The following is a 22,369-nucleotide window of genomic DNA, read 5'->3' as shown; positions in this document are numbered from 1 at the left end:
CGCTCAGGCTGTCGACCGGTCGCCGAGGCGAGCAGGCGGCGGAGCGGACGAGTCGACCAGGCGGTGACGGTGAGCCAGGATGACGGCGTGGACGCGGTCGCGCGCGCCGAGCTTGGCGAGCACGCGGCCCACATGTGTCTTCACCGTGGACTCGCTCAGGAACAGGTGACGGGCGATCTCGGCGTTGTTGAGGCCCTGCGCGATGGCGATGAAGACATCCCGCTCGCGATCGGTGAGGTCGCCGGTCGGATCGACGTCGGTTTCCGCGGCCGGCGGCGGCCCGGCATGCAGGCGTTCGATGAGCCGCCGCGTGACCGGTGGGGCGAGGACGGCGTCGCCGCGGTGGACCGCCCGGATCGCCGCGGTCAACTCAGCACGCTCGGCATCCTTGAGGAGGAAGCCGCCGGCGCCCGCATCCAGCGCGCCGAACGCGTACTCGTCGAGATCGAAGGTCGTGAGCACCAGCACGCGGGTGCCGGGGTGTGCTCGTACAATGGCCCGGGTCGCCGCGATGCCGTCGGTGCCCGGCATGCGGATGTCCATCAGCACCACATCGGGTGACAGTGCGGCCGCCGCCGTGATCGCCTCATCGCCATCGGCTGCCTCGCCGACCACCTCGAGGTCGGGCTCGGCTTCCAGGACGAGCCGGAAGCCGACCCGGATGAGCTGCTGGTCGTCGACCAGCAGGACGCGGATCGGCTCGTTCACGGGGTGGTCTCCTTCGTTGCTCGGCTGGTGGTGGGGTCCCACGGGAGTGATGCGCGCACGAGCCAGCGACCGCCGCCCGCAGCGCCGGCCTGGAGGGTGCCGCCCACGTGGGTCACGCGTTCGCGCAGCCCCACGAGACCGAAGCCGCCGCGCGCCGAGACGGCGTCCGCATCGCCACGGACGCCGTCGTTCACGATCGTGAGGTCGATCCCGGCGTCGCCGGTGGCCAGGTGCACCTCGATGCACGTGGCCAGGCGAGCGTGCCGCATCGCGTTTGTGAGCGATTCCTGCACGATCCGCGTGACCGCGAACCGCGTCTCGGCGGGAGCGTCCTCCCACCTGCCCTCGGAGCGCAGCACCACCGGAAAGCCGGCTCTCTGCGCCGCCTCGACGGCCTCCGCGACGCCCTCGGACCCCGCGGGCGCCAGCGGGTGCTCTATCGCGGCGCCGGGAGCGCGGAGGACGCCGAGCATCGCGCGCATCTCCGTGAGTGCGCCGCGGGCGGTCGCGGCGATCTGCTGCGCGGCCGTCCGCGCACGGTCGGGATCGGGGGTTGCGGCGGCGCCCTCAGCCAGGGCGACCACCACCGTGAGGTTGTGCGAGACGATGTCGTGCATCTCCCGCGCGATGCGCGCGCGCTCTCCGGCGGCGGCGAGCTGGGCCTGCTGGTCGCGCTCGACGAGCAGCTGCCGAGACCTGTCGATGAGTGCCTCGAGGTATCGGCGGCGATTCCCGACGTTGATGCCGATGAGCGCGCCCAGCAGGAGCGCGACGATCGCCGAGATCTGGGACGTGACGAGAAAGCCCAGCTCGACCGGAACCGTCGCCCACGCGACGAGCGTGTAGACCACCAGCGCACCGGAAGCCGCGGCGAACGCGATCCAGCACGCCCTCACGGAGCGGTAGACGGCGACGGCGTAGATGGCGAAGGCGGGCAGCAGATGGGCGACGGGTGAGAGGCTGGGCGCCAGGATCAGCACGGGAACCATCGTCAGCGCGAAGACGAGGAGCGGGTGGCGGCGACGCAGCACCAAGGCGGCCGACATCAGGACGACGAGCGCGATCGCGAACCAGGTCTCGCCGGTCGAGGGAGCGACCGGCGCATCGCTGCGGATCGTCGCGGCGGGTGCCGAGAGCAGGAACGCGACGAGTGCGACGAGAACGTCCGTGATCCGCGGATGCCGCGCCCAGAACCGGCGCAGCACCCCGGGTGGGCGCGGCAGCAGCAGGCCGTCGTCGGTACCTGTGAGGGCGCCGACGACGGCTGTGCTGTCAGACGGGGATCGGGGCATCCGGTCGACTCTACGCGTCGCGTGTGCGCAGCACGCCCCACCCGAAGGCCAGCGGGATGACGGCCCAGCCGACAAGAGTGAGCACGGCCGGCAGAACGTCCTCGGCGCCCGGAGCGGCGAGCGTCGAGGCCGCGTTCATGGGCAGGTACTCCGACAGGTCGACGATCCAGCGCCAGCCCTCACCCGCCATCGAGAACAGGCTGAACACGATGGGCAGCACGAACAGCACGCCCACCGTCGCCGCGATGGCACCGGCGCCGTTGCGCACGATGAAGCCGAAACCGAGCCCGATCAGGGTGAACGCGACCATCGACATGACGCCGTACGCCAATGGTGCGATCGACTGTGACGGCTCAGACCAGTCGATGCCCTCCGACACGAGCGGGGCTGTCGCCGCGATGGCGATCGCGTAGATGATTGCGGTGACCACCGCCATGAGCACGGACACGACGACCGCCTTGGCCAGCACGACCGCGCCGCGGCGCGGCTCGGCGGTCAACGTCGAGCGGATCATGCCCGTCGAGTACTCGCCGGTGATCACGATGGCGCCGAGGATGCCGGCGACGAGCATCGTGAACTGGGTGGGGGACAGGATGACGCTGACGGCCGGGTACGAGCTGCCGAAGCTCGCCGAGGCGCCGGCGACCATCATCGAGATCGCGACCGACAGCGCCGCGGCCACACCGAGCGACCACCACGTGGAGCGCACGGACAGGATCTTGATCCACTCGCTGCGCAGCAGATGAGCGAAGCTGAGGCGGTAGGGCGAGGCGATGCGTGAGCGCGTCAGCGGCTCCGTGGCGAGGGCGGTCATGAGATCTCCTTGGACTTGTACTCGACGGCGTCGCCGGTGAGCGCGAGGTACGCGTCTTCGAGCGAGCCGGTACGGGGTGTGAGCTGGTGGATCGGGATGCCGAGAGAGGCGGCGAGGTCGCCGATCGCCGCAGCGGTGACGCCTGTGATCTCGGCGGTCCCCGGTTCGGCGGCGGTCACGGTGACATCGGGTCCCGCAACGGCCGTGACGAGTTCGCCCAGCCGCGGCGAGCGCACCAGGACCGTGTTGCTCGTCCACGCCCGCACGAGCTCGGACAGGTCTGCGTCGGCGAGCACCCGCCCGCGCCCGAGCACGATCACATGATCAGCGGTCTGCGCCATCTCGCTCATGAGGTGGCTCGACAGGAGCACCGTTCGTCCTTCGGAGGCCAGGTACCGTACGAACTGGCGCACCCATCGCACGCCCTCGGGGTCGAGCCCGTTGACAGGCTCGTCGAGGATCAGCGTGTGGGGGTCGCCCAGCAGCGCGGCCGCGATGCCCAGGCGCTGCCCCATGCCCAGCGAGAACTTCCCGGCGCGCTTGCCCGCGACCGACCCGATGCCGGTCAGCTCGATCACCTCGTCGACTCGTGAGCGGCCGATGCCGTGGGTGGCGGCCATCGCGCGCAGGTGGTTGCGCGCCGACCGGCCGGTGTGCACGGCCTTCGCATCGAGCAGCACCCCCACCTCCGCCAGCGGCGCCCGCGACCGGACATACGGCTGGCCGTTGACGGTGACCGATCCCGACGTCGGGCGGTCGAGGCCGACGATCATCCGCATGGTCGTGGACTTGCCTGCGCCGTTCGGTCCGAGGAACCCGGTCACCTTTCCGGGTTGCACGGTGAACGACACCTCGGAGACGGCGGTCTTGTCTCCGAAGCGCTTCGTGAGCTGTTCTGCAACGATCATGCGCCCACGCTACGAGGGCGGCCGGGGCGCGCGCGTCCGCCTGCGGTACGAACGGTCCCGCCATCGGTGGTACCTGGGTGCCGGAATGGAGGATGCCCCGGTCCCTGCTCTCGCGGGGGACCGGGGCATCCCGGCATCGCCTACTGGGCGTCGCCTACTGGGCGTCGCGGTCCTGCACGGCGAGCGCGCGCTCGACGCCGGCGAGGTTCTCGGCGACGAGGCGGCGCAGCGCGGGGGCGGCGTCGGCGTTCGCCTCGAGCCATGCGCGGGTGGCGTCCCGCAGGGCGAGGTTCGCGAGCGGCGCCGGGTAGAGGCCCACGATCAGGTACTGCGCGATCTGGTACGTGCGCGAGTTCCAGATGGGGAGCAGGGCGTCGAAATACCGGGGCACGAAGTCCTCGAGCAGGTCCCGTCCGGCGGGGTGCACGAAGCCCAGCGCCGCCGAGCGGACGATCGTGTTGGGCAGGTCGTCGCTGTCGACGAGTGAGGTCCACGCCGCGTCCTTCGCCTCGGCGGTGGGGAGGGCGGCCTTCGCCTGCGCGGCGAACTCGCCGCCCTTCGCGGTGTTGTCGGCGGTCAGCGCGGCGTCGATGTCCTCGTCGGTCACGAGGCCGCCGGCGGCGAGCGAGACCAGCAGCTGCCACGAGAGATCCGTGTCGATCTCGAGTCCGTCGAAAGTCACCTCACCGTCGCGCACCTGCCGCACCCGGTCCCACTGCGCCGGCGTGGCCGCTGCCGAAGCGAAGGCGGTGACGAACTGCAGCTGGCTGTCGCTGCCGGCCTCGGCCGCGTGGGCCAGGTCCCACAGAGCGTCCGCGACCTTCCGGCGGCTGGCGTCCCGCTTCTCGGGGGCGACGTAGGAGTTCGCCGCCAGCTGCAGCTGGGCAAGCGTGGTGCGCACCGTCGTCGACTCCGATTCTGCGCCGATGTTACGCAGCACCAGGTCGACGTAGTCCGACGCGGACGCCTCGGCGTCGCGCGTCTGGTCCCACGCAGCACCCCACACGAGCGAGCGGGCCAGCGGATCACTGATCTTGCCCAGGTGGTCGATCGCCGTCTGCAGCGACTGGCCGTCCAGCCGGATCTTCGCGTAGGCGAGGTCGTCGTCATTCAACAGCACCAGGGCAGGGCGCTTGCGGCCCTTCAACTGGGGAACCTCCGTGAGGTCTCCGTCGACGTCGAGCTCGATGTGGTGCACGCGCACCAGCGCGTCGCCCTCGAGCTCGTAGAAGCCGACGCCCAGGCGGTGCGGCCGGATCGTCGGATAGTCGGCCGGAGCGGTCTGCACGATCGCGAACCGTGTGATGGTGCCGTCGACGTCGGCGACGACCTCGGGGGAGAGCGTGTTCACACCGGCCGTCTCGAGCCACTTCTTCGACCACGTGGTGAGCTCCCGGCCGCTGGTGACCTCGAGCTCGGCGAGCAGGTCGGACAGCTCGGTGTTCGACCACTCGTGCTTCTTGAAGTACGCGGCGACACCCGAGAAGAAAGCCTCGATACCCACCCAGGCGGCCAGCTGCTTGAGGACCGACCCGCCCTTGGCGTACGTGATGCCGTCGAAGTTGACCTGCACGTCCTCCAGGTCGTTGATCTGCGCGACCACAGGGTGCGTCGACGGGAGCTGGTCCTGACGGTAGGCCCACGTCTTCTCCATCGCATTGAACGTGGTCCAGGCCTCCGTCCATTCGGTGGCCTCGGCAGTCGCGATCGTCGACGCCCACTCGGCGAACGACTCGTTCAACCAGAGGTCGTTCCACCACTTCATGGTGACGAGGTCGCCGAACCACATGTGCGCCAGCTCGTGAAGGATCGTGACGACGCGACGCTCCTTGACGGCATCCGTCACCTTGGAACGGAAGACGTACGTCTCGGTGAAGGTGACCGCGCCGGCGTTCTCCATCGCACCCGCGTTGAACTCGGGCACGAAGAGCTGGTCGTACTTGGCGAACGGGTACGGGTAGTCGAACTTGTCCTCGAAGTAGGCGAAGCCCTGGCGCGTCTTTTCGAAGATGTAGTCGGCGTCCAGGAACTGCCACAGACTCTTGCGGCCGTAGACGCCCAGCGGGATGACACGTCCGGAGGCGCTGGTGAGCTCGGAGAACGTGGATTCGTACGGACCGGCGATGAGTGCGGTGATGTAGGACGAGATGCGGGGCGTCGCCTCGAAGACCCAGGTGGCCGTCCCATCCCCGTGCTTCTTCGGCTCGGGCGTGGGGGAGTTCGACACGACCTTCCACGGCTCCGGCGCGGTGACCGTGAACTGGAACGTCGCCTTGAGGTCGGGCTGCTCGAACACCGCGAACATACGGCGCGAGTCGGGGACCTCGAACTGCGAGTAGAGGTAGACCTCGTCGTCGACGGGGTCGACGAACCGGTGCAGGCCCTCGCCGGTGTTGGTGTAGAGGCAGTCTGCGTCGACGACCAGCTCGTTGTCGGCGGCCAGGCCGTCCAGCCGGATCCGCGAGTCCGCGAAGGCGGATGCCGCATCGATCGCGCGGCCGTTGAGCGTGATCTCGCGGACCTCACGGGCGATCAGGTCGATGAAGGTCGACGCACCGGGCGTTGCAGTGAACCGTACGACGCTGCGGGATCCGAAGACCTCCGCGCCCTTCGTCAGGTCCAGCGCGACCTCGTACGACTGCGTGTCGACGATCGCGCGGCGCTCCTGCGCCTCGATGCGGGTGAGGTTCTCTCCTGGCACTGCTTCGGCTCCCAAGGGGGTGAGGTACGGATGGTCTCTAAAGCCCGTTGCGCCGACGCGTCTCCGGCGCCGACGATCAGCGCTGCTGGCGCCGATGACAACCGTCCCAGCCTATGCCAGGCCGCGTCGGCGAACGGCGTCGTGTGGAAAAGCACGTCGCTTGGGATGGTTCTGTCGGCGTGCGCCCGCGGCCCGGAGTGTCAGGATGGACGGGTGAGTTCCTCGGACCAGCCCGTCGTCCCGTTCGCCTCGCCGGCCGCCGCGCCCGGCGCCCCGTTCGTCGAGCAGCCCGTCGCGTACGACGGCATCCTGCTCGCAGGGTTCGGCGGTCCGGAGGGGCAGGACGATGTGATTCCGTTCCTCCGCAACGTCACGCGCGGACGGGGCATCCCCGACGAGCGGCTGGAGGAGGTCGCCCACCACTACCGCCACTTCGGCGGTGTGAGCCCGATCAACGCGCAGAACCGGGCCCTCAAGCAGGCGCTCGAGGCAGAACTGACTCGACGAGGACTGCACCTGCCGGTCTACTGGGGCAACCGCAACTGGTCTCCGTACCTGCAGGAGGCGGTGACGGATGCCGCCGCCGCCGGCCACACCCGCCTGCTGGCTCTGGCCACCAGCGCGTACTCCTCCTTCTCGAGCTGCCGGCAGTACCGCGAGGACTTCGCGCGGGTGCTGACGGAGACGAACCTGCAGGACACCGTCACGATCGACAAGGTGCGCCAGTTCTTCGACCACCCGGGTTTCGTCCAGCCCTTCGTGGACGGAGTGCGCGACGCGGTCGCGGGCTTCTTGTCGGACGGCGTCGCGCCCGAGGCCGTGCGAGTGCTGTTCTCAACGCACAGCATCCCGACGGCCGACGCCGAACGTTCGGGTCCGCGCACGGGAGACCCCCTGCACCGCGATCTCGGCCCGGGTGGCGCGTATGCGGCGCAGCATCTCGCCGTCGCCGAAGTGGTCATGGCGGCGGTCGCAGCTGAGGTCCCCGGCGCCGATCGCGTCGCCTGGGACCTCGTGTACCAGTCACGGTCCGGGCCGCCCAGCCAGCCGTGGCTCGAACCCGATGTGAACGACGTCATCGCGGGGCTTCCGGCCGCGGGGGTTCAGGCGGTCGCGATCGTGCCGCTCGGGTTCGTGAGCGACCACATGGAGGTCCTGTGGGATCTGGATACGGAGGCGATGGATGCTGCGGCCGAGGCCGGCATCCGCGCGGTCCGCACGCCGACTCCCGGCGTCGACCCCGCCTTCGTGTCGGGTCTGGTCGACCTCGTCCAGGAGCGCCTGTCCGGGACGCCGGCGGGAGAGCGACCCCACATGACGGACCTCGGGCCCTGGTTCGATGTGTGCCGGCCCGCCTGCTGCGAGAACGTCCGCGCGGGGTTCAAACCGGCGGCGGCCGGCCTCGTGCCCTGACGCCGTCACGACCACGACAGCCTCCCTAGGATTGACCGCATGCGCATCCACATCGCGACGGACCACGCCGGACTGGAGTTCTCGACACAGTTGCAGCATCACCTCGCCGCCGCCGGCCATGAGGTCGTCGACCACGGCCCGATCGAGTACGACCCGCTCGACGACTACCCCGCGTTCTGCATCCGCGCGGCACAGGCCGTCGTGCGCGATCAGGCGGCGGGCATCGAGACGCTCGGGGTGGTGTTCGGCGGCTCCGGCAACGGCGAGCAGATCGCGGCGAACAAGGTGCACGGCGTGCGTGCCGCCCTGGTGTGGAGCATCGCGACCGCGGAGCTCGCGCGCGAACACAACGATGCCAACGTCATCGCGATCGGCGCCCGGCAGCACACCTTCGAAGAGGCGGCCTCCTTCATCGACCGCTTCATCGCCACGCCGTTCTCGGCAGAGGAGCGGCATGCCCGGCGCATCTCGCAGCTGGCCGCGTACGAACAGGACGGCACGCTGCAGCCCGACCCGCGTGCCGCGCAGCGCGCGGACGGACCGATCCAGGCTGAGCCCGACGTCCTGGACGCCGAGGACAGTTCGTTCGACCCCGAAGCCGGCTGAGCCGATGCCCGAGGGCCATTCCGTCCACCGCATCGCCCGGCAATTCGATCGCAACTTCGTCGGGCGCCCGGTCACGGCATCCAGCCCGCAGGGCCGGTTCACCGAGGGTGCGGCGGTACTCGACGGACGGACGCCCACCGAGGTGCGCGCTGTCGGCAAGCAGATGTTCCTCGAGTTCGACCACGACATCTGGCTGCGGGTGCACCTGGGCATGTACGGGGCATGGGATTTCGCCGGCGAGATCCTGGTCGATCCCACCATCGCCTCCTCCAACGGGCGCATGGGGCAGACCAATCAGCGTGGCACGCAGCTGGAGGAGCCGATCCTGGACTCGGCCGGCGAGAACTCACTGACGTCGATCGGCGCCCCGCGCCGCGCGCGGGTGCACGTGCGGATGTCGGAGCAGACGACGGGACTTGCCGACGAGGGCGACCAGTGGCCGCCGCCCGTGGTCGGGCAGGTGCGCCTCCGCCTGCTCACGGACGTGACGTGCGCTGACCTGCGCGGGCCGACCGCATGTGAACTGCAGACCCCGGAGGAGGTAGCCGCCACGATCGCCAAGCTCGGTCCCGATCCGCTGGTCGATGATGTCTCCGAGGGAGAAGAGAGATTCACGTCGGTGGTCCGCCGCAAGCCCACGCCCATCGGTCTGCTGCTCATGGATCAGAACGTGGTCAGCGGCATCGGCAACGTGTATCGCGCCGAGCTGCTGTATCGCGCCCGACAGAATCCGCACACGCCGGGCCGGGACGTTCCCGAGGAGGTCGTGCGTGGCATCTGGCGCGACTGGGTGCGGCTCCTTTCCATCGGTGTCGAGACCGGCCAGATGATGACGATGGACGACCTGGATCCGGACGCCTACCGCAAGGCGATGGCCAGCCGCGACGACCGTCACTGGGTGTACCACCGCGCGGGCCTGCCCTGTCGCGTGTGCGGGACGGAGATCGTCGTGGAAGAGGCGGCCGGCCGCAAGCTCTACTGGTGCCCCTCCTGCCAGCGCTGATGCGAGCGGGTCTCTAGGCTGAGGGCATGCGCCAGAACCCGAGTTTTGCGATGTCGGACGTCAGCGAGATCCGCCGCCTGGTCGAGCAGAATCCCTGGGTCACCATCGTCAGCTCCACCGACGACGGACTGGTGGCCTCGCACTACGCGGTGCTGCTGGATCCCGACCGCGAGGACCTCACGATCGTCGGTCATGTCGGCAAGCCCGATGACCTCATCCACGGCCTCGGAGAGCGTGAGATCCTCGTCGTCGTGCAAGGCCCGCACGGTTACATCTCGCCGGGCTGGTACGGCGACACCCAGAGCGTCCCGACGTGGAACTTCATCTCCGCCCACCTGAGCGGAGTGCCCGAGCTGCTCAGCCCGGAGGAGAACCTCGCCGTCCTGGAGCGCCTCGTCGCACGCTTCGAGAGCGGCCTGCCACAGCCGCGGCTGATGTGGGCGCCGCCGAACGACCCCGAGTTCGTGCGGCGGCTCGAAAAGGGGACCGTCGGGTTCCGGCTCACGCCCACCCGAGTCGTCGGCAAGCGCAAGCTCAGCCAGAACAAGACCGACGACGTGGTGGAGAACGTCATCGTCGAGCTGGAAGCGGGGTCGAGCCCCTACGCCGACTCGCGGCTCGCCGGCGAGATGCGCCGTGACCTCGAGACGCGCAGGACGGCACGGTGACGCTCGCTCGCGGGGACGCGCCCGACGTCATCGTGAACGCGCGGCTGACCGGCTCGGAGCGCACCGACCCGTTCGACACCGACCCGGTGGACGTCCACCTGGCCGACGGGATCGTCACCGACCTCGCTCCCGCTGGTGCGCTGCCACGCCGTGGCCGCGTGCTCGACGCGGAGGGAGGACGGGTGATCCCGGGCCTGTGGGATCACCACGTCCACACCGTGCAGTGGGCGCTGTCCGCACAGCGCGTCGCGCTCGGCGATGCGACCAGCGCGGCGCACGCCGCGGCGCTCATGGGGGCAGCGCAGACGCTGCCGGACGGACGCCGGGTGGGCAGCGGGTTCCGCGACGCCTTCTGGGCCGACACGCTCGATCTGGCCACGCTGGACGCGGCCACCGGGGACGTGCCCACCTACCTGATCAACGCCGACGTGCACAGCGTGTGGCTCAATTCCGCCGCCCTGCGCCGCGAGGGCTTCACGCCCGACGGGACGGGCGTGCTCCGTGAGGAGCCCGCCTTCGAGATCTCCCGCCGCCTCAATGCGGTGGCTGCGACGGTGTCCGATCCGCTCGTGCAGCGGATGGCGGAGGAGGCTGCGACGCGGGGCGTGGTCGGCATCGTCGACCTCGACATGGCGTGGAACGAAGACGCCTGGGTCCGCCGCATCGCCGCCGGCTTCGACGCACTCCGTGTCTCGTTCGGCATCTATCCCGAGCACCTCGACCGCGCCGTCCGCGAGGGACTTCAGACCGGGGATGTCGCACGCGGCGCCGCGTCCGACCTCGCCCGAGTGGGACCGCTGAAAGTGATCACCGACGGCTCGCTCGGCACACGGACCGCGGCATGCTCTCACCCGTACCCGGGAGATCCGCACAATCACGGTGTGGTCACCGTGGATCTTCCGACGCTCGTGGAGCTGATGACGCGGGCGACGTCGGCCGGGATCGCCTCGGCGATCCACGCGATCGGTGACGTCGCCAACTCCCACGCGCTGGACGCTTTCGCCGCGACGGGCGCATGGGGCACGATCGAGCACGCCCAACTGGTGGCGCACGCCGACATCCCGCGTTTCGGTCGGCTCGGGATCGGTGCGAGCGTCCAGCCCGAGCACGCTCTCGATGACCGCGATCTCACCGACACCATCTGGGTCGACCAAACCGCACAGCCCTACCCGTTGCGCACGCTGGCCGACACCGGAGCCACCCTGCTGTTCGGATCGGATGCCCCGGTCTCACCACTGGATCCCTGGGCCGCGATGGCCGCCGCCGTCTTCCGCACCCGCGACGGTCGAGAGCCGTGGCAGCCGCACCAGCGCGTCGATGCCACCACCGCCCTGGCGGCATCCACGCGAGGAGGCTCGGCAGCACCTGCGCGTCTGGAACCCGGCGACATCGCCGATCTCGCGATCTGCGAGCACGACCCGCTCGCCGCCGACGAGGCCACGCTCCGGGGTATGCGCGTATCGGCCACTTTGCTGGGAGGCAGGCTCACCCACCTGGCCTGATTCAGGCGCCCGCGGCGGACCTCCACCCACCCGTCACGTCGGGAAGCACGCACCCGGCTGACTCCCCGACGACACGGGGGCCAGCCCCCGTGAAGGTTCGGGAGGGCGTCGGCTGCCGGCGGACTTCGCTCGTCACGAGGCTGGAGTCATGACGTTCGCTCCACCCGCTCCTCCGACCCCACCGGCGGCATCGCGTCCGCCGGGACGGCGACGCCGACGGGGACTTCTCGTCACCCTGATCGCCGTCCCGCTCTCCGTCGTCGTGCTGCTCATCGCCGGCGCCGGCATCTGGTTCGCGACGAACGCGACGCGCGCGACTCCGCCTGCCGCCGGGAGCGTCGACTTCGAGAATCCCCTCGCTGTCCCCGCGCTCGCGCCGTCTCGCGTGGAGGACGGCGTCCGCGTCTTCGAGCTGACGGCACAGGAGGGACGCTCCTCGTTCGTCCCTCAGGGGCAGACGCCGACGCTCGGCTACAACGGGGCGTATCTCGGTCCCACCCTCGTCGCCGACAGGGGTGAACGGGTGCGAGTGAACATCACCAACGAGCTCACCGACTCCACCACCGTGCACTGGCACGGCATGCACCTGCCGGCCGCCATGGACGGGGGGCCGCATTCGCCGATCGCCGCAGGCGCCACGTGGCAGCCGGAGTGGACGATCGACCAGCCCGCCGCCACGCTCTGGTACCACCCCCATCTCCACGGACGCACCCGCGAGCAGGTCGACGCCGGTCTGGCGGGAATGTTCCTGGTGCGGGACGACGAGGAGTCCGGTCTCGCGCTCCCGCGTGAGTACGGCGTCGACGACATCCCGGTGATCGTGCAGGACCGATCCTTCAACGGCGACGGATCGTTCGCCGCCGGTCTGGGGATGCAGTTCGACGGCGTGCTCGGCGACACGATCCTCGTGAACGGCACCGTGGCGCCGTACCTGGACGTGTCCACCGAAAGGGTGCGGCTTCGCCTGCTGAACGGGTCCAGTGCCCGCATGTACGACTTCGGTTTCTCCGACGGCCGCGCTTTCGACCTCATCGGCACGGACGGCGGGCTGCTGGCCGCCCCCGTCGCCACGACCGGCATCCCGCTGTCGCCCGGGGAACGCGCCGAGATCGTCGTCAGCATGAAGCCCGGTGAGAAGGTGACGCTCGTGTCGAACCCGCCCGACCCGGCGTTGAACGCGGGTGGCGCAGCCTTCGACGTGATGCAACTGCGGGCTGCGGCATCCCTTCGGCCGTCCTCCGCCGTGCCTGACCGGCTCGTGGATGTTCCGCAGCCGGACGATTCGGATGTCGCGGCCGAACGCTCGTTCGTCATGTCGGGCCACAACATCAACGACGCGCAGATGGATCTCGGTCGCGTCGACCTCGTCGCGACGGTGGACACGAGCGAGATCTGGACCGTCCGCAACGAGAATCCGCTGCCGCACTCCTTCCACGTGCACGACACCCAGTTCCGCGTGCTCAGCGTCGACGGCGGGCCCCCGCCCCAACGACTCGCAGGTTTCAAGGACACGATCGCGCTGGAGCGCGACCGCGAGTACCGGCTCCTCGTGCGGTTCGAGGACTACGCCGACCCGACCACTCCGTACATGTATCACTGCCACCTGCTGTGGCACGAGGACCAGGGCATGATGGGACAGTTCCTGGTCGTCGAACCGGGCCAGCAGCCCGATCTCAAGCGTCCCGAGGGAGACACTGATGACCACCATGACCACTGAGCCGGCCACTCTGCAGCCGGGCGCACGCGGGCAATCCAGCACCGGGTTCTGGGCTGGGTACGGCCACGCCTGGATCCGCACACCGGGCAGCGCCCTGTATCTCCTGATCGTCTTCGTGCTCGCGATGATCTCGATCAGTGTGCTCGCCTCCCTGTTCTGGACGAGCGTCGGCCTTCTGATCCTCGTCATCGGCCTTCCCCTCGTCGTGCTCACCCTTCTCGTGGCGCGCGGTTTCGGGGTGACCGACAGGTTCCTGCTGGCGCTCACCGGACTGCCCCCGATCGCTGAGCCGGAGTGGAACCGGGACCGCGCCGACGCCGACGGATTCTGGATGACGCTCACCCGGCCCATCCGCAACGCCCACTACTGGCTGTACCTGGTGCACGGCATGATCGTCAGCCCGATCGTGAGCACGATCTCCTTCGCCGTGACCGTGGCGTGGCTGAGCATCGGGCTCGGCGGACTGACCTACTGGTTCTGGGGCCTGTTCCTCCCGCGCAACTGGGAGAACGACGGATCCGGCGGCGAATGGGGCCACTATGTCGCCGACGCGGTGCCGTGGCTGTTCGGCGGGTGGTCCAGCTGGGCGGTCGAGGTGGTGCTGTACCTCGTGGCCGGCATCCTGTTCACCTTCACCATGCCCTGGGTGCTCGGCGGGCTCGCGCGCGGCCACCACGCGATCGCCGCAGGAATGCTCGGCCGGTGGGAGTCGGACGACCTCGCCGCCGAGGTGCGCGCCGAGGCGGCCGCGCGCGGAGCCGCGGTGCACGCGGAAGACCTGTCGCTGCGACGCCTGGAGCGCGACATCCACGACGGGCCCCAGCAGCGTCTCGTGCGTCTGCAGATGGATCTCGCGGCGCTCGAGCGCCGGGCCGAGGCGGGCGACGCGGATGCCGCCGCCGAGCTCGCGCGCGACGCCCGGGGTCACGCCAAGGCGGCGCTGGACGAGCTCCGCGCACTCTCGAGCGGCGTCGCGCCGCCTCTGCTGCAGGACCGGGGTCTGGCCGCGGCGCTCAGCGCACTGGCCACGGCATCACCGCTGTGGGTGCAGACCGAGATCGACCCCGCCATCGACCGGGCCGTCAGCCAGGAGGTCGCGCGGACGGTGTACTTCGTCGTCGCCGAGCTCATGACCAACGTCGTCAAGCACTCCGGTGCCACCGGGGTCACGCTGCGCGCGTCGCTCCGACGCAGCCCCGCCGGCGCTCCGACCCATTTGGACGTCTGGGTCGTCGACAACGGGCGCGGGGGAGCGGTGGTCTCGTCGGGGCACGGCTTGGAGGGGCTGCAGGAACGCGTCGCCGGTCTGCGCGGCGTCCTCGTCGTGACGAGCCCCGCCGGGGGGCCCACCGCCGTGGGCGCGCACATCCCGCTGGTGATGGCGCCGTGACCTCTGCCTATCCTGAGGGGATGCCCGCCTCCGCCGACTCCGAGCCCGTCCGCGTGGTCCTGTTCGAGGACTCCGTGCTGCTGCGGGAGGGCCTGGTCCGACTGTTCGACGAGGCCGGCTACGTCACTGCCGGCGCATGGGGCGACGCCGAAGACGTCGTGGCGCGTGCACGCGATGCGCGGGCGGACGTGGCGATCCTCGACGTCCGGCTTCCACCCGGCTTCCGCGACGAGGGGATCCGCGCCGCGCTGGCGGTGCGCGCTGCGTTGCCGGATGTCGGCATCCTGGTGCTCAGCCAATACGTCGAGGGCGTGTACGCGCGCGAGCTCCTGGCGAGCGGGGAGGGCGGCGTGGGATACCTGCTGAAGGACCGCGTCACGTCGCTGGACGAATTCACCGATGCCGTCCGCCGCGTCCGCGAGCGCGGCACGGTGCTCGATCCGCTCGTCGTGCAGGGGCTGCTGTCGGCACGGCCCGACCCGTTGTCGACGCTCACGCCGCGCGAGCGGGACGTGCTCACGCTCATGGCCGAGGGCCGCAGCAACGCCAGCATCGCCGAGCGCCTGTTCATCGGGGTGGGTGCTGTGGAGAAGAACATCAGCTCGATCTTCGCCAAGCTCGGCCTCGAGGAATCCGGCACCGAGCATCGCCGCGTCCTGGCCGTGCTGGCGTTCCTGCAGCGCCCCTGACCCCTCCGTCATCGCGCGGCCATGCGAGACCGAATCGGCCCCGGTGGGCCCCTCGTTCGTTGAGCGAGCGAAGCGAGTCGAAACGCCCCGGCGCGGCCCTCGGTCGTTGAGCGAGCGAAGCGAGTCGAAACGCCCCGGCGGGTACCTCGAGGCGTTTCGTCTTCGGGCGCCAGAGCGCCCTCCGCTCAACGACCGGGGGCCGATGTTCGTTGAGCGAGCGAAGCGAGTCGAAACGCCCCGGCGCGGCCTCGAGGCGTTTCGTCTTCGGGCGCCAGAGCGCCCTCCGCTCAACGACCGGGGGCCGATGTTCGTTGAGCGAGCGAAGCTAGACGAAACGCCCCGGCGGGAACCTCGAGACGTTTCGTCTTCGGGCGCCAGAGCGCCCTCCGCTCAACGACCGGGGGCCGATGTTCGTTGAGCGAGCGAAGCGAGTCGAAACGCCTCGTTGCGGCCTCGTGGCGTTTCGTCTTCGGGCGCCAGGGCGCCCTCCGCTCAACGACCGGAGTCCGACGTTCGTTGAGCGAGCGAAGCGAGACGGAACGCCCCGGACCTCAGGATGGGTCCGGGGCGTTCCACATCGGGAGTGGGCTCACTCTGCGAGGTGCGCGAAGAGGAACCAGCGGTCCTTCTCCAGCGACTCCTTGATGGCGATGGCGATGTCCTGACTGGTCAGGTCGAACTCGTCGAGACCGTCGATGGCCGCCTGCACGTCGGCGATCACCGCGTCCATGTCGCTGATGACGTTGCGGATGAGAACGTCCCACTGCGTGAAGCCGGCGGGAACCGCCGTCGCGGGTGTCTTCTCGGCGACGGTCGTGACACGTGCGTCGATCGGCAGCCCGAGCGCGACGATCCGCTCGGCGGCCTGGTCGGCGCCGTCCTGCGCGTGCGTGACCACGGTGTCGAGCAGCTCGTGGATCGCGATGAAGTTCGCGCCGCGCACGTTCCAGTGCGCCTGTTTTCCGTTCACGGCCAGGGCCTGCAGGCCCAGAGCAACGGGGGTGAGGAACTGCGCGGTCGCGGCGGCGACGTCGGGGTTCGCGGCGGTTGCGGGGGTGGTCTGGGTGTTCGTCATATCTCTGCCCTCCATCGTGGGGAGGATCGCTCAGATCGGCGCTCGTCCTCCAGTGAGTGCAACGCTACTCACCGGCTGTCATTCCGCAAGCAAGAGAAGGCTGGGCTAATCAGGCGTTGCACGCCGTGTGTGCGGGCACGCACAGCGACAGCGGCTAACGTCGATTCGTGCCTTCCGCCGATCACGACCTCGGACCGCAGAATCTGGGCGATCCCGTCAAGACCGTGACCCGCGAGCCTCGCGACCGCTCGCCCGAACACGCCGAACCCGCGCGCTTCATCCCGCACGTACAGGGGCTGCGTGCGATCGCGGTGCTCTGCGTCGTGCTCTACCACTTCTGGCCCGGACGCATCACGGGCGGGTACATCGGCGTCGACATCTTCTTCGTCATCTCCGGGTTCTTGATCACGGCGCATCTCATGCGCGAGTTGACGGCGACCGGCACGGTGCGGCTCGGCCAGTTCTGGGCGCGGCGCGCGCGGCGACTGCTTCCGGCGTCGCTGCTGGTGCTCCTGTTCTGCGCGCTCGTGGTGATGTCGCCGTATCTCATGCCGACGTCGGCTCTGCCCAACGAGGTGCGCGAGATCCTGGCGTCGACGTTCTACGTCGAGAACTGGTACCTGGCGCTGAACTCAGCGGACTACCTCAATCACGGTGGCGAGCCCACCACCGTCCAGCATTACTGGTCGCTTTCCCTGGAAGAGCAGTTCTATGTGATGTGGCCGCTCATCATGCTGCTCGCGGCGTGGGTGGCCGTGAAGTGGCTGCGCGGCGCACGCCGACGGGCCGTCATCGTCGCGCTGGGTCTGGTGAGCATCGCCTCCTTCGTGTTCTGCGTCATCTTCACCATCACCGACCCCGCGCCGGCGTACTTCGTGACGTTCGGCCGCATGTGGCAGTTCGGCGTCGGCGCCATGATCGCCCTCGTGCCGCGTCTGCGGGTGAGCAACGCGATCGGCAGCTTCGTGCTCGGCTGGGGCGGCATCCTCCTCCTGGTGTTCGTGACCTTCACCTTCGACGGTCAGACGCCGTTCCCCGGCTACATGGCGGCCCTGCCGACACTCGGAGCAGCGGCGATCATCGCCGCATCCAACACCGAGCGCTGGTGGTATGCCACTCGGGTGCTGGCGATCCGCCCGGCGCAATTCGTGGGTGACATCTCGTACTCGCTGTACCTATGGCACTGGCCGCTCATCGTCATCGCCCCGTCGGTGCCGTTCTGGGGTTTGACCATCTATCACCGGGTGGCTCTTCTGGTGCTGTGCTTCGTGCTGGCGTGGCTGACGAAGCGGTTCGTCGAGGACCCGGTGCGCAGTTGGCGGGTGCTCACCAGCCGACCCGCGCGTGTGACGCTCTGGTCCTCCCTGGCCGCGATGGTCGTGGTGGGCCTGGTCGCCGCATCGGCATGGTTCGTCAACGCGCCCCTGTACAACCAGGGCACGCGGGCCATTGCCGAGCTGCAGCAGGATCCGCCGGACTGCTTCGGCGCGGCATCCGTCTTGGACGCCTCGTGCGCCGATGCCGACTTCGGCGACACGATCCTTCCGGCGCCCGGGTTCGCGGGGATCGACCGACCCAGCGACGAACAGTGCTTCGTGCAGCTCACCGACTCCCGGCCGGTCTCCTGCACCTTCGGCTCAGATGACCCCGACGCACCGCGGGTGGCGCTGATCGGCGACAGCCACGCGTACCAGTTGCTGTCGACGTTCGAGCGGATGGCAGAGGAGAACGGGTGGCAGCTGGTGACCTGGTTCAAGGGCGCCTGCCCGTGGAACACGACGCCGCTGTCGACTCCGGGGGCTTTCGGGGCGGCGTGCGCCGAGTGGCGTGAAGGGGTGCAGCGCGCGATCGACGAGACCGACCTCGACGCGGTGTTCACTGCGGCGATCGCGACCACACCGTACTCGTCCGCGGGGTACGACTCGGCGCACGACGCCGCCGCGGCCGGGTACCGCGGCGCGTGGAGCACCGTGACCGATCGTGGCATCCCGGTGATCACGGTGGTCGACAACCCGGTGTGGGAGACCGACCCGAACAAGTGCCTGCGCACCCGCGCGCTGTCCGACTGCGACGGGGCACGCGCCGATGTGCTCGTGGCCGACGATCCGCTGCGGGACGCGGCATCCGGTCAGGATCTGGTGACACTGCTCGACTTCACCGACGTGTTCTGCGGCGAGACGGACTGCGCGCCGGTCGTGGGAGGCGCGAACATCTATCGCGACCAGGACCACCTGACGGTGACCTTCGTCGACACCCTCGCGCCGTGGTACACGGAGGCGATCCAGTCGGCTCTGGAGAGGAGAGGATCATGACGGTTGCAGTAGGTGCATCGGTCCTGACCGCGGCGGGTAGAACGCCGGCGCTGGACCCCACATCTTTCGTCGCAGCGGGAGCGCGTGTCGTCGGCGGAGTGACTCTCGGCGCTGGGGCCAGCGTCTGGTACAACGCGGTGCTGCGCGCCGACGGAGACACCATCACCGTCGGCGCGGGCAGCAATCTTCAGGACAACGTCTCGGTGCACGTCGACGCCGGCAAGCCGGTCGTGATCGGCGAGAACGTCTCGGTGGGGCACAACGCGGTGGTGCACGGCTGCACGATCGGCGACGGCTCGCTCATCGGCATGGGGGCCGTCGTGCTCAACGGGGCGAGGATCGGATCCGGATGCCTCGTGGCCGGCGGTGCGGTCGTGCTCGAGGGTTCCGAGATCCCGGACGGCACACTCGTCGCCGGGGTGCCGGCGAAGGTGCGCCGCGAGCTCACCGCCGAGGAGCGCGCGGGGCTGCTGCGCAACGCGGAGCACTATCTGGCCCACATCGAGGAGCACCGCGACGCAACGCCGGCGGTGTGACGGGCGGGGACTTCACGCCCGCGGGCGGGGGTGATGCTTGCCTCGGTGCACCTCGTAGAGCCGGAGGTGACCGGGCCACGCGGGATCGTTCACGATCGGCTTGTCGTCCATGAACAGCCGGATGACGTGCGCGAGCTGGCCGGGGTGACTGAAGTTGATGGCGTGCGCAGCGCCTTCGAGGAGGACGACGAGCACATGGCTGTCGGTCTGGCTCGCGACCTCGTCGATGCGGTGCGCGTGCGGGAGCAGCGGGTCGCGCTGCCCGAGCACCACGAGCGTCGGGATGCGCATCTCGAGCAGACGCGGCAGCGAGGGGTACTGCGTCAATGCCCGGAACATGCGCATCGTGCTGGGCACGCCGAACCTCACGTAGTCCGGTACCGCAACGCGTGCCATGCGGACCGGCTCGCGCGGTGCGTCGGCCGACAGCTGACCGATCGCGCGCCGCAGGGGCTGGTTGAAGATGCCGCCCGCGGGGGAGACCAGCACTGCTCGGTCGATTCGCTCGGGGAACGTGTGGGCGAACTCGATGATCACGGGGCATCCCATGGAATTGCCGACGAGCGTGGCCTTCTCGACGCCCCGATCGTCGAGGAAGTCGCGCGCCGCGCGCGCGAGGTCGGGGATGTCGAGCATGTCGCGGCGCTTGCCGCTGCGCCCGAAGCCCGGCAGGTCGGGCACATACGTGTGGAACTCGTCCGCCAGCTGCTCGGCGGTCGGCAGCAGATATCGCCCCGAGAGTCCGAAGCCGTGCACGTGCGCCATGACTCGGGCGTCCTTGGGCGGATTCGGCGACTCGCGGTAGAAGACATCGACGTCGTCGAACCGCGTCCACTTCTCCGCGAGCCGTGACGCGGGGCGCCGCGGCACCTTGCGCGGCTTGGCCGGCTGTGATGCGGGCGACGGTGTGCTCATCGCGCCTCCTGACAGGCGAGGACCCAGTGCTGCTGTCAGTCTGCCGCTCCGCGGGAGGCGGCAGGTAGTGCGGATCGCGTGAATCTCGGATCGGCGCGCGCGGCCCGTGAGCACCGATGCGAGGCGGAAGTCCGCGGCGGGAGTGTCGTTCCGATGAGGAAGTGGAGGGGATGACGGGAATCGAACCCGCACCATCAGTTTGGAAGACTGAGGCTCTGCCATTGAGCTACATCCCCGCAGCGGCGAGCCGCGGCATCCGCCATTGTATGTCACGAACAGGGCCCGACTCGAACCGGCGCGCGTCGCGGACCGTGCCGCGCAGACGGTGCCCGGGCGGGTCGGCTAGACTGCTCGGGGCCGAAAGGCGCGCGCATGCGTGCGAACCCGCCCGGGGCGTAGCTCAGCTTGGTAGAGCGCCCGCTTTGGGAGCGGGAGGCCGCAGGTTCAAATCCTGTCGCCCCGACATCACGGCCTCACAGAATTTTCGCGACCCAGACCTTCAACCGTGCACGCGCGCGGTCCGATAGAGGAGAAGTAACAGGCATGGTGAACAGCACCGTCGAGAAGCTCAGCCCGACCCGGGTGAAGCTGCACATCACGGTCAGCCCTGACGAGCTCAAGCCGTCGATCAAGCACGCCTACGAGCACATCGCGCAGGACGTGCAGATTCCCGGCTTCCGCAAGGGCAAGGTGCCGGCCCCCATCATCGACCAGCGCATCGGCCGCGTCGCCGTGCTCGAGCACGCGGTCAGCGAAGGCCTGGACAACTTCTACCGCGAGGCCGTCGCCGCCAACGAGCTGCGCGTGCTGGGCCGGCCGTCGGCCGAGGTCACCGAGTGGCCGAACGAGAAGGACTTCTCCGGCGACCTCGAGGTCGACGTCGAGGTCGACGTGCGCCCGGACTTCGAGCTTCCCGCCTTCGAGGGAACGACCATCGAGGTCGACGCCGTCGAGGTCGACGAGGAGGCCGTCGACGCCGAGCTCGACCGGCTCCGTGGCCGCTTCGGCACGCTGGTGACGGTCGATCGCCCGGCTGCCACCGGCGACTTCGTCGAGCTGGACCTCGTGGCCACCATCGACGGCGCCGAGATCGACCGCGCCGAGGGCGTGTCGTACGAGGTGGGCTCGGGCGAGCTGCTCGAGGGCATCGACGAGGCGATCGAGTCGCTGACCGCCGGCGAAGACACCACATTCCGCTCCAAGCTGGTCGGCGGCGACCACGCCGGTGAAGAGGCCGAGGTCTCGGTCACCGTCAAGGCGGTCAAGGAGCGCGAGCTTCCCGAGGCCGACGACGACTTCGCTCAGATCGCGAGCGAGTTCGACACCATCGGCGAGCTGCGCGACAGCCTCAAGGAGCGCGTCGGGCAGCAGGGTGCCTTCTCGCAGGGGTCGGCTGCGCGCGACAAGCTCGTCGAGACGCTGCTCGACCAGGTCGAGATCCCCGTTCCGCCTCAGCTCATCGAGGACGAGGTGCACAACCACCTCGAGGCAGAGGGCCGCCTCGAAGACGACGTCCACCGCGCCGAGGTGGCCGAGGCCAGCGAGAAGCAGTTCAAGACGCAGATGCTGCTGGACAAGATCGCCGAGCAGCAGAACGTGCAGGTCTCGCAGGACGAGCTCACGCAGTACCTCGTGCAGTCCGCCGCACAGTACGGCATGGCTCCCCAGGAGTTCGTCAACGCGCTGCAGGACGGCAACCAGCTGCCCGCCATCGTTGGCGAGGTCGCGCGCAACAAGGCCCTGGCCGTCGCGCTCGGAAAGGTGACCGTCGTCGACACCAACGGCAAGCCCGTCGACCTCAGCGGCTTCATCGCCGTCGAGGACGAGGCCGAGGCCGAGGAAGAGGTCGTCGAGGAGGCGGAGCAGATCGCGGACGCCGCAGCCGACGCCGACGCGGTGATCGAGGCCGAAGAGGCCGAGAAGCCCGCCAAGAAGACCGCAGCCAAGAAGGCTCCCGCGAAGAAGGCACCGGCCAAGAAGGCTGCTGCCGAGAAGGAGTGACGCGGCGGCTGCCGCGCACACGTGAATGACGAAGGGACGGATGCCGCGGCATCCGTCCCTTCGCCTTCGATGTGGCCGATCTGCCCACGGCGAACACGGGCGGGTCGCTCGCAGCGCGC

General features: G+C 69.5%; 18 protein-coding genes and 2 tRNA genes. 12 read left to right on the top strand and 8 right to left on the bottom strand.

What is annotated here, in order from left to right:
• Positions 1 to 3 precede the first annotated feature (3 nt).
• From C9992_RS02965 to pepN, 5 genes are all read right to left on the bottom strand, one after another.
• Positions 4 to 708, bottom strand: coding sequence for a response regulator (locus C9992_RS02965; RefSeq protein WP_106814083.1), 705 nt, complete (start codon positions 706 to 708; stop codon positions 4 to 6).
• Positions 705 to 2,000, bottom strand: a complete 1,296-nt coding sequence (locus C9992_RS02960; RefSeq protein WP_106814082.1) for a sensor histidine kinase — start codon at positions 1,998 to 2,000, stop codon at positions 705 to 707. Before C9992_RS02960 ends, C9992_RS02965 begins: the two co-directional genes overlap by 4 nt.
• Positions 2,001 to 2,010: 10 nt before the next feature.
• Complete coding sequence (locus C9992_RS02955; protein ID WP_106814081.1) at positions 2,011 to 2,814, bottom strand: ABC transporter permease; 804 nt, start codon at positions 2,812 to 2,814, stop codon at positions 2,011 to 2,013.
• Complete coding sequence (locus C9992_RS02950) at positions 2,811 to 3,722, bottom strand: ABC transporter ATP-binding protein (RefSeq protein ID WP_106814080.1); 912 nt, start codon at positions 3,720 to 3,722, stop codon at positions 2,811 to 2,813. Before C9992_RS02950 ends, C9992_RS02955 begins: the two co-directional genes overlap by 4 nt.
• Before the next feature lie 154 nt (positions 3,723 to 3,876).
• A complete protein-coding gene (pepN, locus tag C9992_RS02945) occupies positions 3,877 to 6,423 on the bottom strand; it encodes an aminopeptidase N (RefSeq protein ID WP_106814079.1) in 2,547 nt (848 codons plus the stop codon).
• A 213-nt stretch (positions 6,424 to 6,636) separates the two neighbouring features.
• Here pepN and C9992_RS02940 point away from each other — a divergent pair, with 213 nt between their 5' ends.
• From C9992_RS02940 to C9992_RS02905, 8 genes are all read left to right on the top strand, one after another.
• Positions 6,637 to 7,836: a ferrochelatase gene (locus tag C9992_RS02940; protein WP_235007943.1), complete on the top strand. Its 1,200-nt coding sequence runs from the start codon at positions 6,637 to 6,639 to the stop codon at positions 7,834 to 7,836.
• Between the two features lie 39 nt (positions 7,837 to 7,875).
• Positions 7,876 to 8,442 carry a ribose-5-phosphate isomerase gene (locus C9992_RS02935; RefSeq protein ID WP_106814077.1) on the top strand — a complete coding sequence of 189 codons (567 nt, stop codon included), beginning with the start codon at positions 7,876 to 7,878 and terminating at the stop codon, positions 8,440 to 8,442.
• A gap of 4 nt (positions 8,443 to 8,446) precedes the next feature.
• Complete coding sequence (locus tag C9992_RS02930; protein ID WP_106814076.1) at positions 8,447 to 9,445, top strand: Fpg/Nei family DNA glycosylase; 999 nt, start codon at positions 8,447 to 8,449, stop codon at positions 9,443 to 9,445.
• A gap of 26 nt (positions 9,446 to 9,471) precedes the next feature.
• A complete protein-coding gene (locus tag C9992_RS02925) occupies positions 9,472 to 10,113 on the top strand; it encodes an FMN-binding negative transcriptional regulator (protein WP_106814075.1) in 642 nt (213 codons plus the stop codon).
• Positions 10,110 to 11,615 carry an amidohydrolase gene (locus C9992_RS02920; protein ID WP_106814074.1) on the top strand — a complete coding sequence of 502 codons (1,506 nt, stop codon included), beginning with the start codon at positions 10,110 to 10,112 and terminating at the stop codon, positions 11,613 to 11,615. The genes C9992_RS02925 and C9992_RS02920 overlap by 4 nt, the downstream gene beginning before the upstream one ends.
• A gap of 148 nt (positions 11,616 to 11,763) precedes the next feature.
• The gene (locus C9992_RS02915) at positions 11,764 to 13,332 is read left to right on the top strand and encodes a multicopper oxidase family protein (RefSeq protein WP_106814073.1); all 1,569 of its coding nucleotides are present in this window, start codon (positions 11,764 to 11,766) and stop codon (positions 13,330 to 13,332) included.
• Complete coding sequence (locus C9992_RS02910) at positions 13,313 to 14,722, top strand: sensor histidine kinase (RefSeq protein WP_106814072.1); 1,410 nt, start codon at positions 13,313 to 13,315, stop codon at positions 14,720 to 14,722. The genes C9992_RS02915 and C9992_RS02910 overlap by 20 nt, the downstream gene beginning before the upstream one ends.
• Before the next feature lie 20 nt (positions 14,723 to 14,742).
• A complete protein-coding gene (locus C9992_RS02905) occupies positions 14,743 to 15,411 on the top strand; it encodes a response regulator transcription factor (RefSeq protein ID WP_106814071.1) in 669 nt (222 codons plus the stop codon).
• A gap of 589 nt (positions 15,412 to 16,000) precedes the next feature.
• On the opposite strand, the gene C9992_RS02900 is transcribed toward C9992_RS02905, so the two are convergent.
• Positions 16,001 to 16,486 carry a Dps family protein gene (locus C9992_RS02900; RefSeq protein WP_106814070.1) on the bottom strand — a complete coding sequence of 162 codons (486 nt, stop codon included), beginning with the start codon at positions 16,484 to 16,486 and terminating at the stop codon, positions 16,001 to 16,003.
• Between the two features lie 167 nt (positions 16,487 to 16,653).
• On the opposite strand from C9992_RS02900, the gene C9992_RS02895 reads away from it, so the two are divergent.
• Both C9992_RS02895 and C9992_RS02890 read left to right on the top strand, forming a co-directional pair.
• Positions 16,654 to 18,798, top strand: a complete 2,145-nt coding sequence (locus tag C9992_RS02895; protein WP_106814069.1) for an acyltransferase family protein — start codon at positions 16,654 to 16,656, stop codon at positions 18,796 to 18,798.
• Positions 18,795 to 19,334 (top strand): gamma carbonic anhydrase family protein, encoded by a 540-nt coding sequence (locus tag C9992_RS02890; RefSeq protein ID WP_106814068.1) that lies wholly within the window; start codon positions 18,795 to 18,797, stop codon positions 19,332 to 19,334. Before C9992_RS02895 ends, C9992_RS02890 begins: the two co-directional genes overlap by 4 nt.
• 12 nt (positions 19,335 to 19,346) lie before the next feature.
• Here the strand turns inward: C9992_RS02890 and C9992_RS02885 are convergent, their stop codons facing one another.
• Complete coding sequence (locus C9992_RS02885) at positions 19,347 to 20,249, bottom strand: alpha/beta fold hydrolase (RefSeq protein ID WP_106814067.1); 903 nt, start codon at positions 20,247 to 20,249, stop codon at positions 19,347 to 19,349.
• A 162-nt stretch (positions 20,250 to 20,411) separates the two neighbouring features.
• Positions 20,412 to 20,485 (bottom strand) — tRNA-Gly (locus tag C9992_RS02880).
• 153 nt (positions 20,486 to 20,638) lie between these two features.
• Between C9992_RS02880 and C9992_RS02875 the strand changes: the two genes are divergently transcribed.
• Positions 20,639 to 20,712 (top strand) — tRNA-Pro (locus C9992_RS02875).
• A gap of 80 nt (positions 20,713 to 20,792) precedes the next feature.
• Positions 20,793 to 22,250 carry a trigger factor gene (gene tig, locus C9992_RS02870; RefSeq protein ID WP_106814066.1) on the top strand — a complete coding sequence of 486 codons (1,458 nt, stop codon included), beginning with the start codon at positions 20,793 to 20,795 and terminating at the stop codon, positions 22,248 to 22,250.
• The last annotated feature ends 119 nt before the right edge of the window (positions 22,251 to 22,369 follow it).

Source organism: Microbacterium timonense (assembly GCF_900292075.1).
GTDB lineage: Bacteria > Actinomycetota > Actinomycetes > Actinomycetales > Microbacteriaceae > Microbacterium > Microbacterium timonense.
This window is presented reverse-complemented; position numbering and strand designations above follow the sequence as displayed.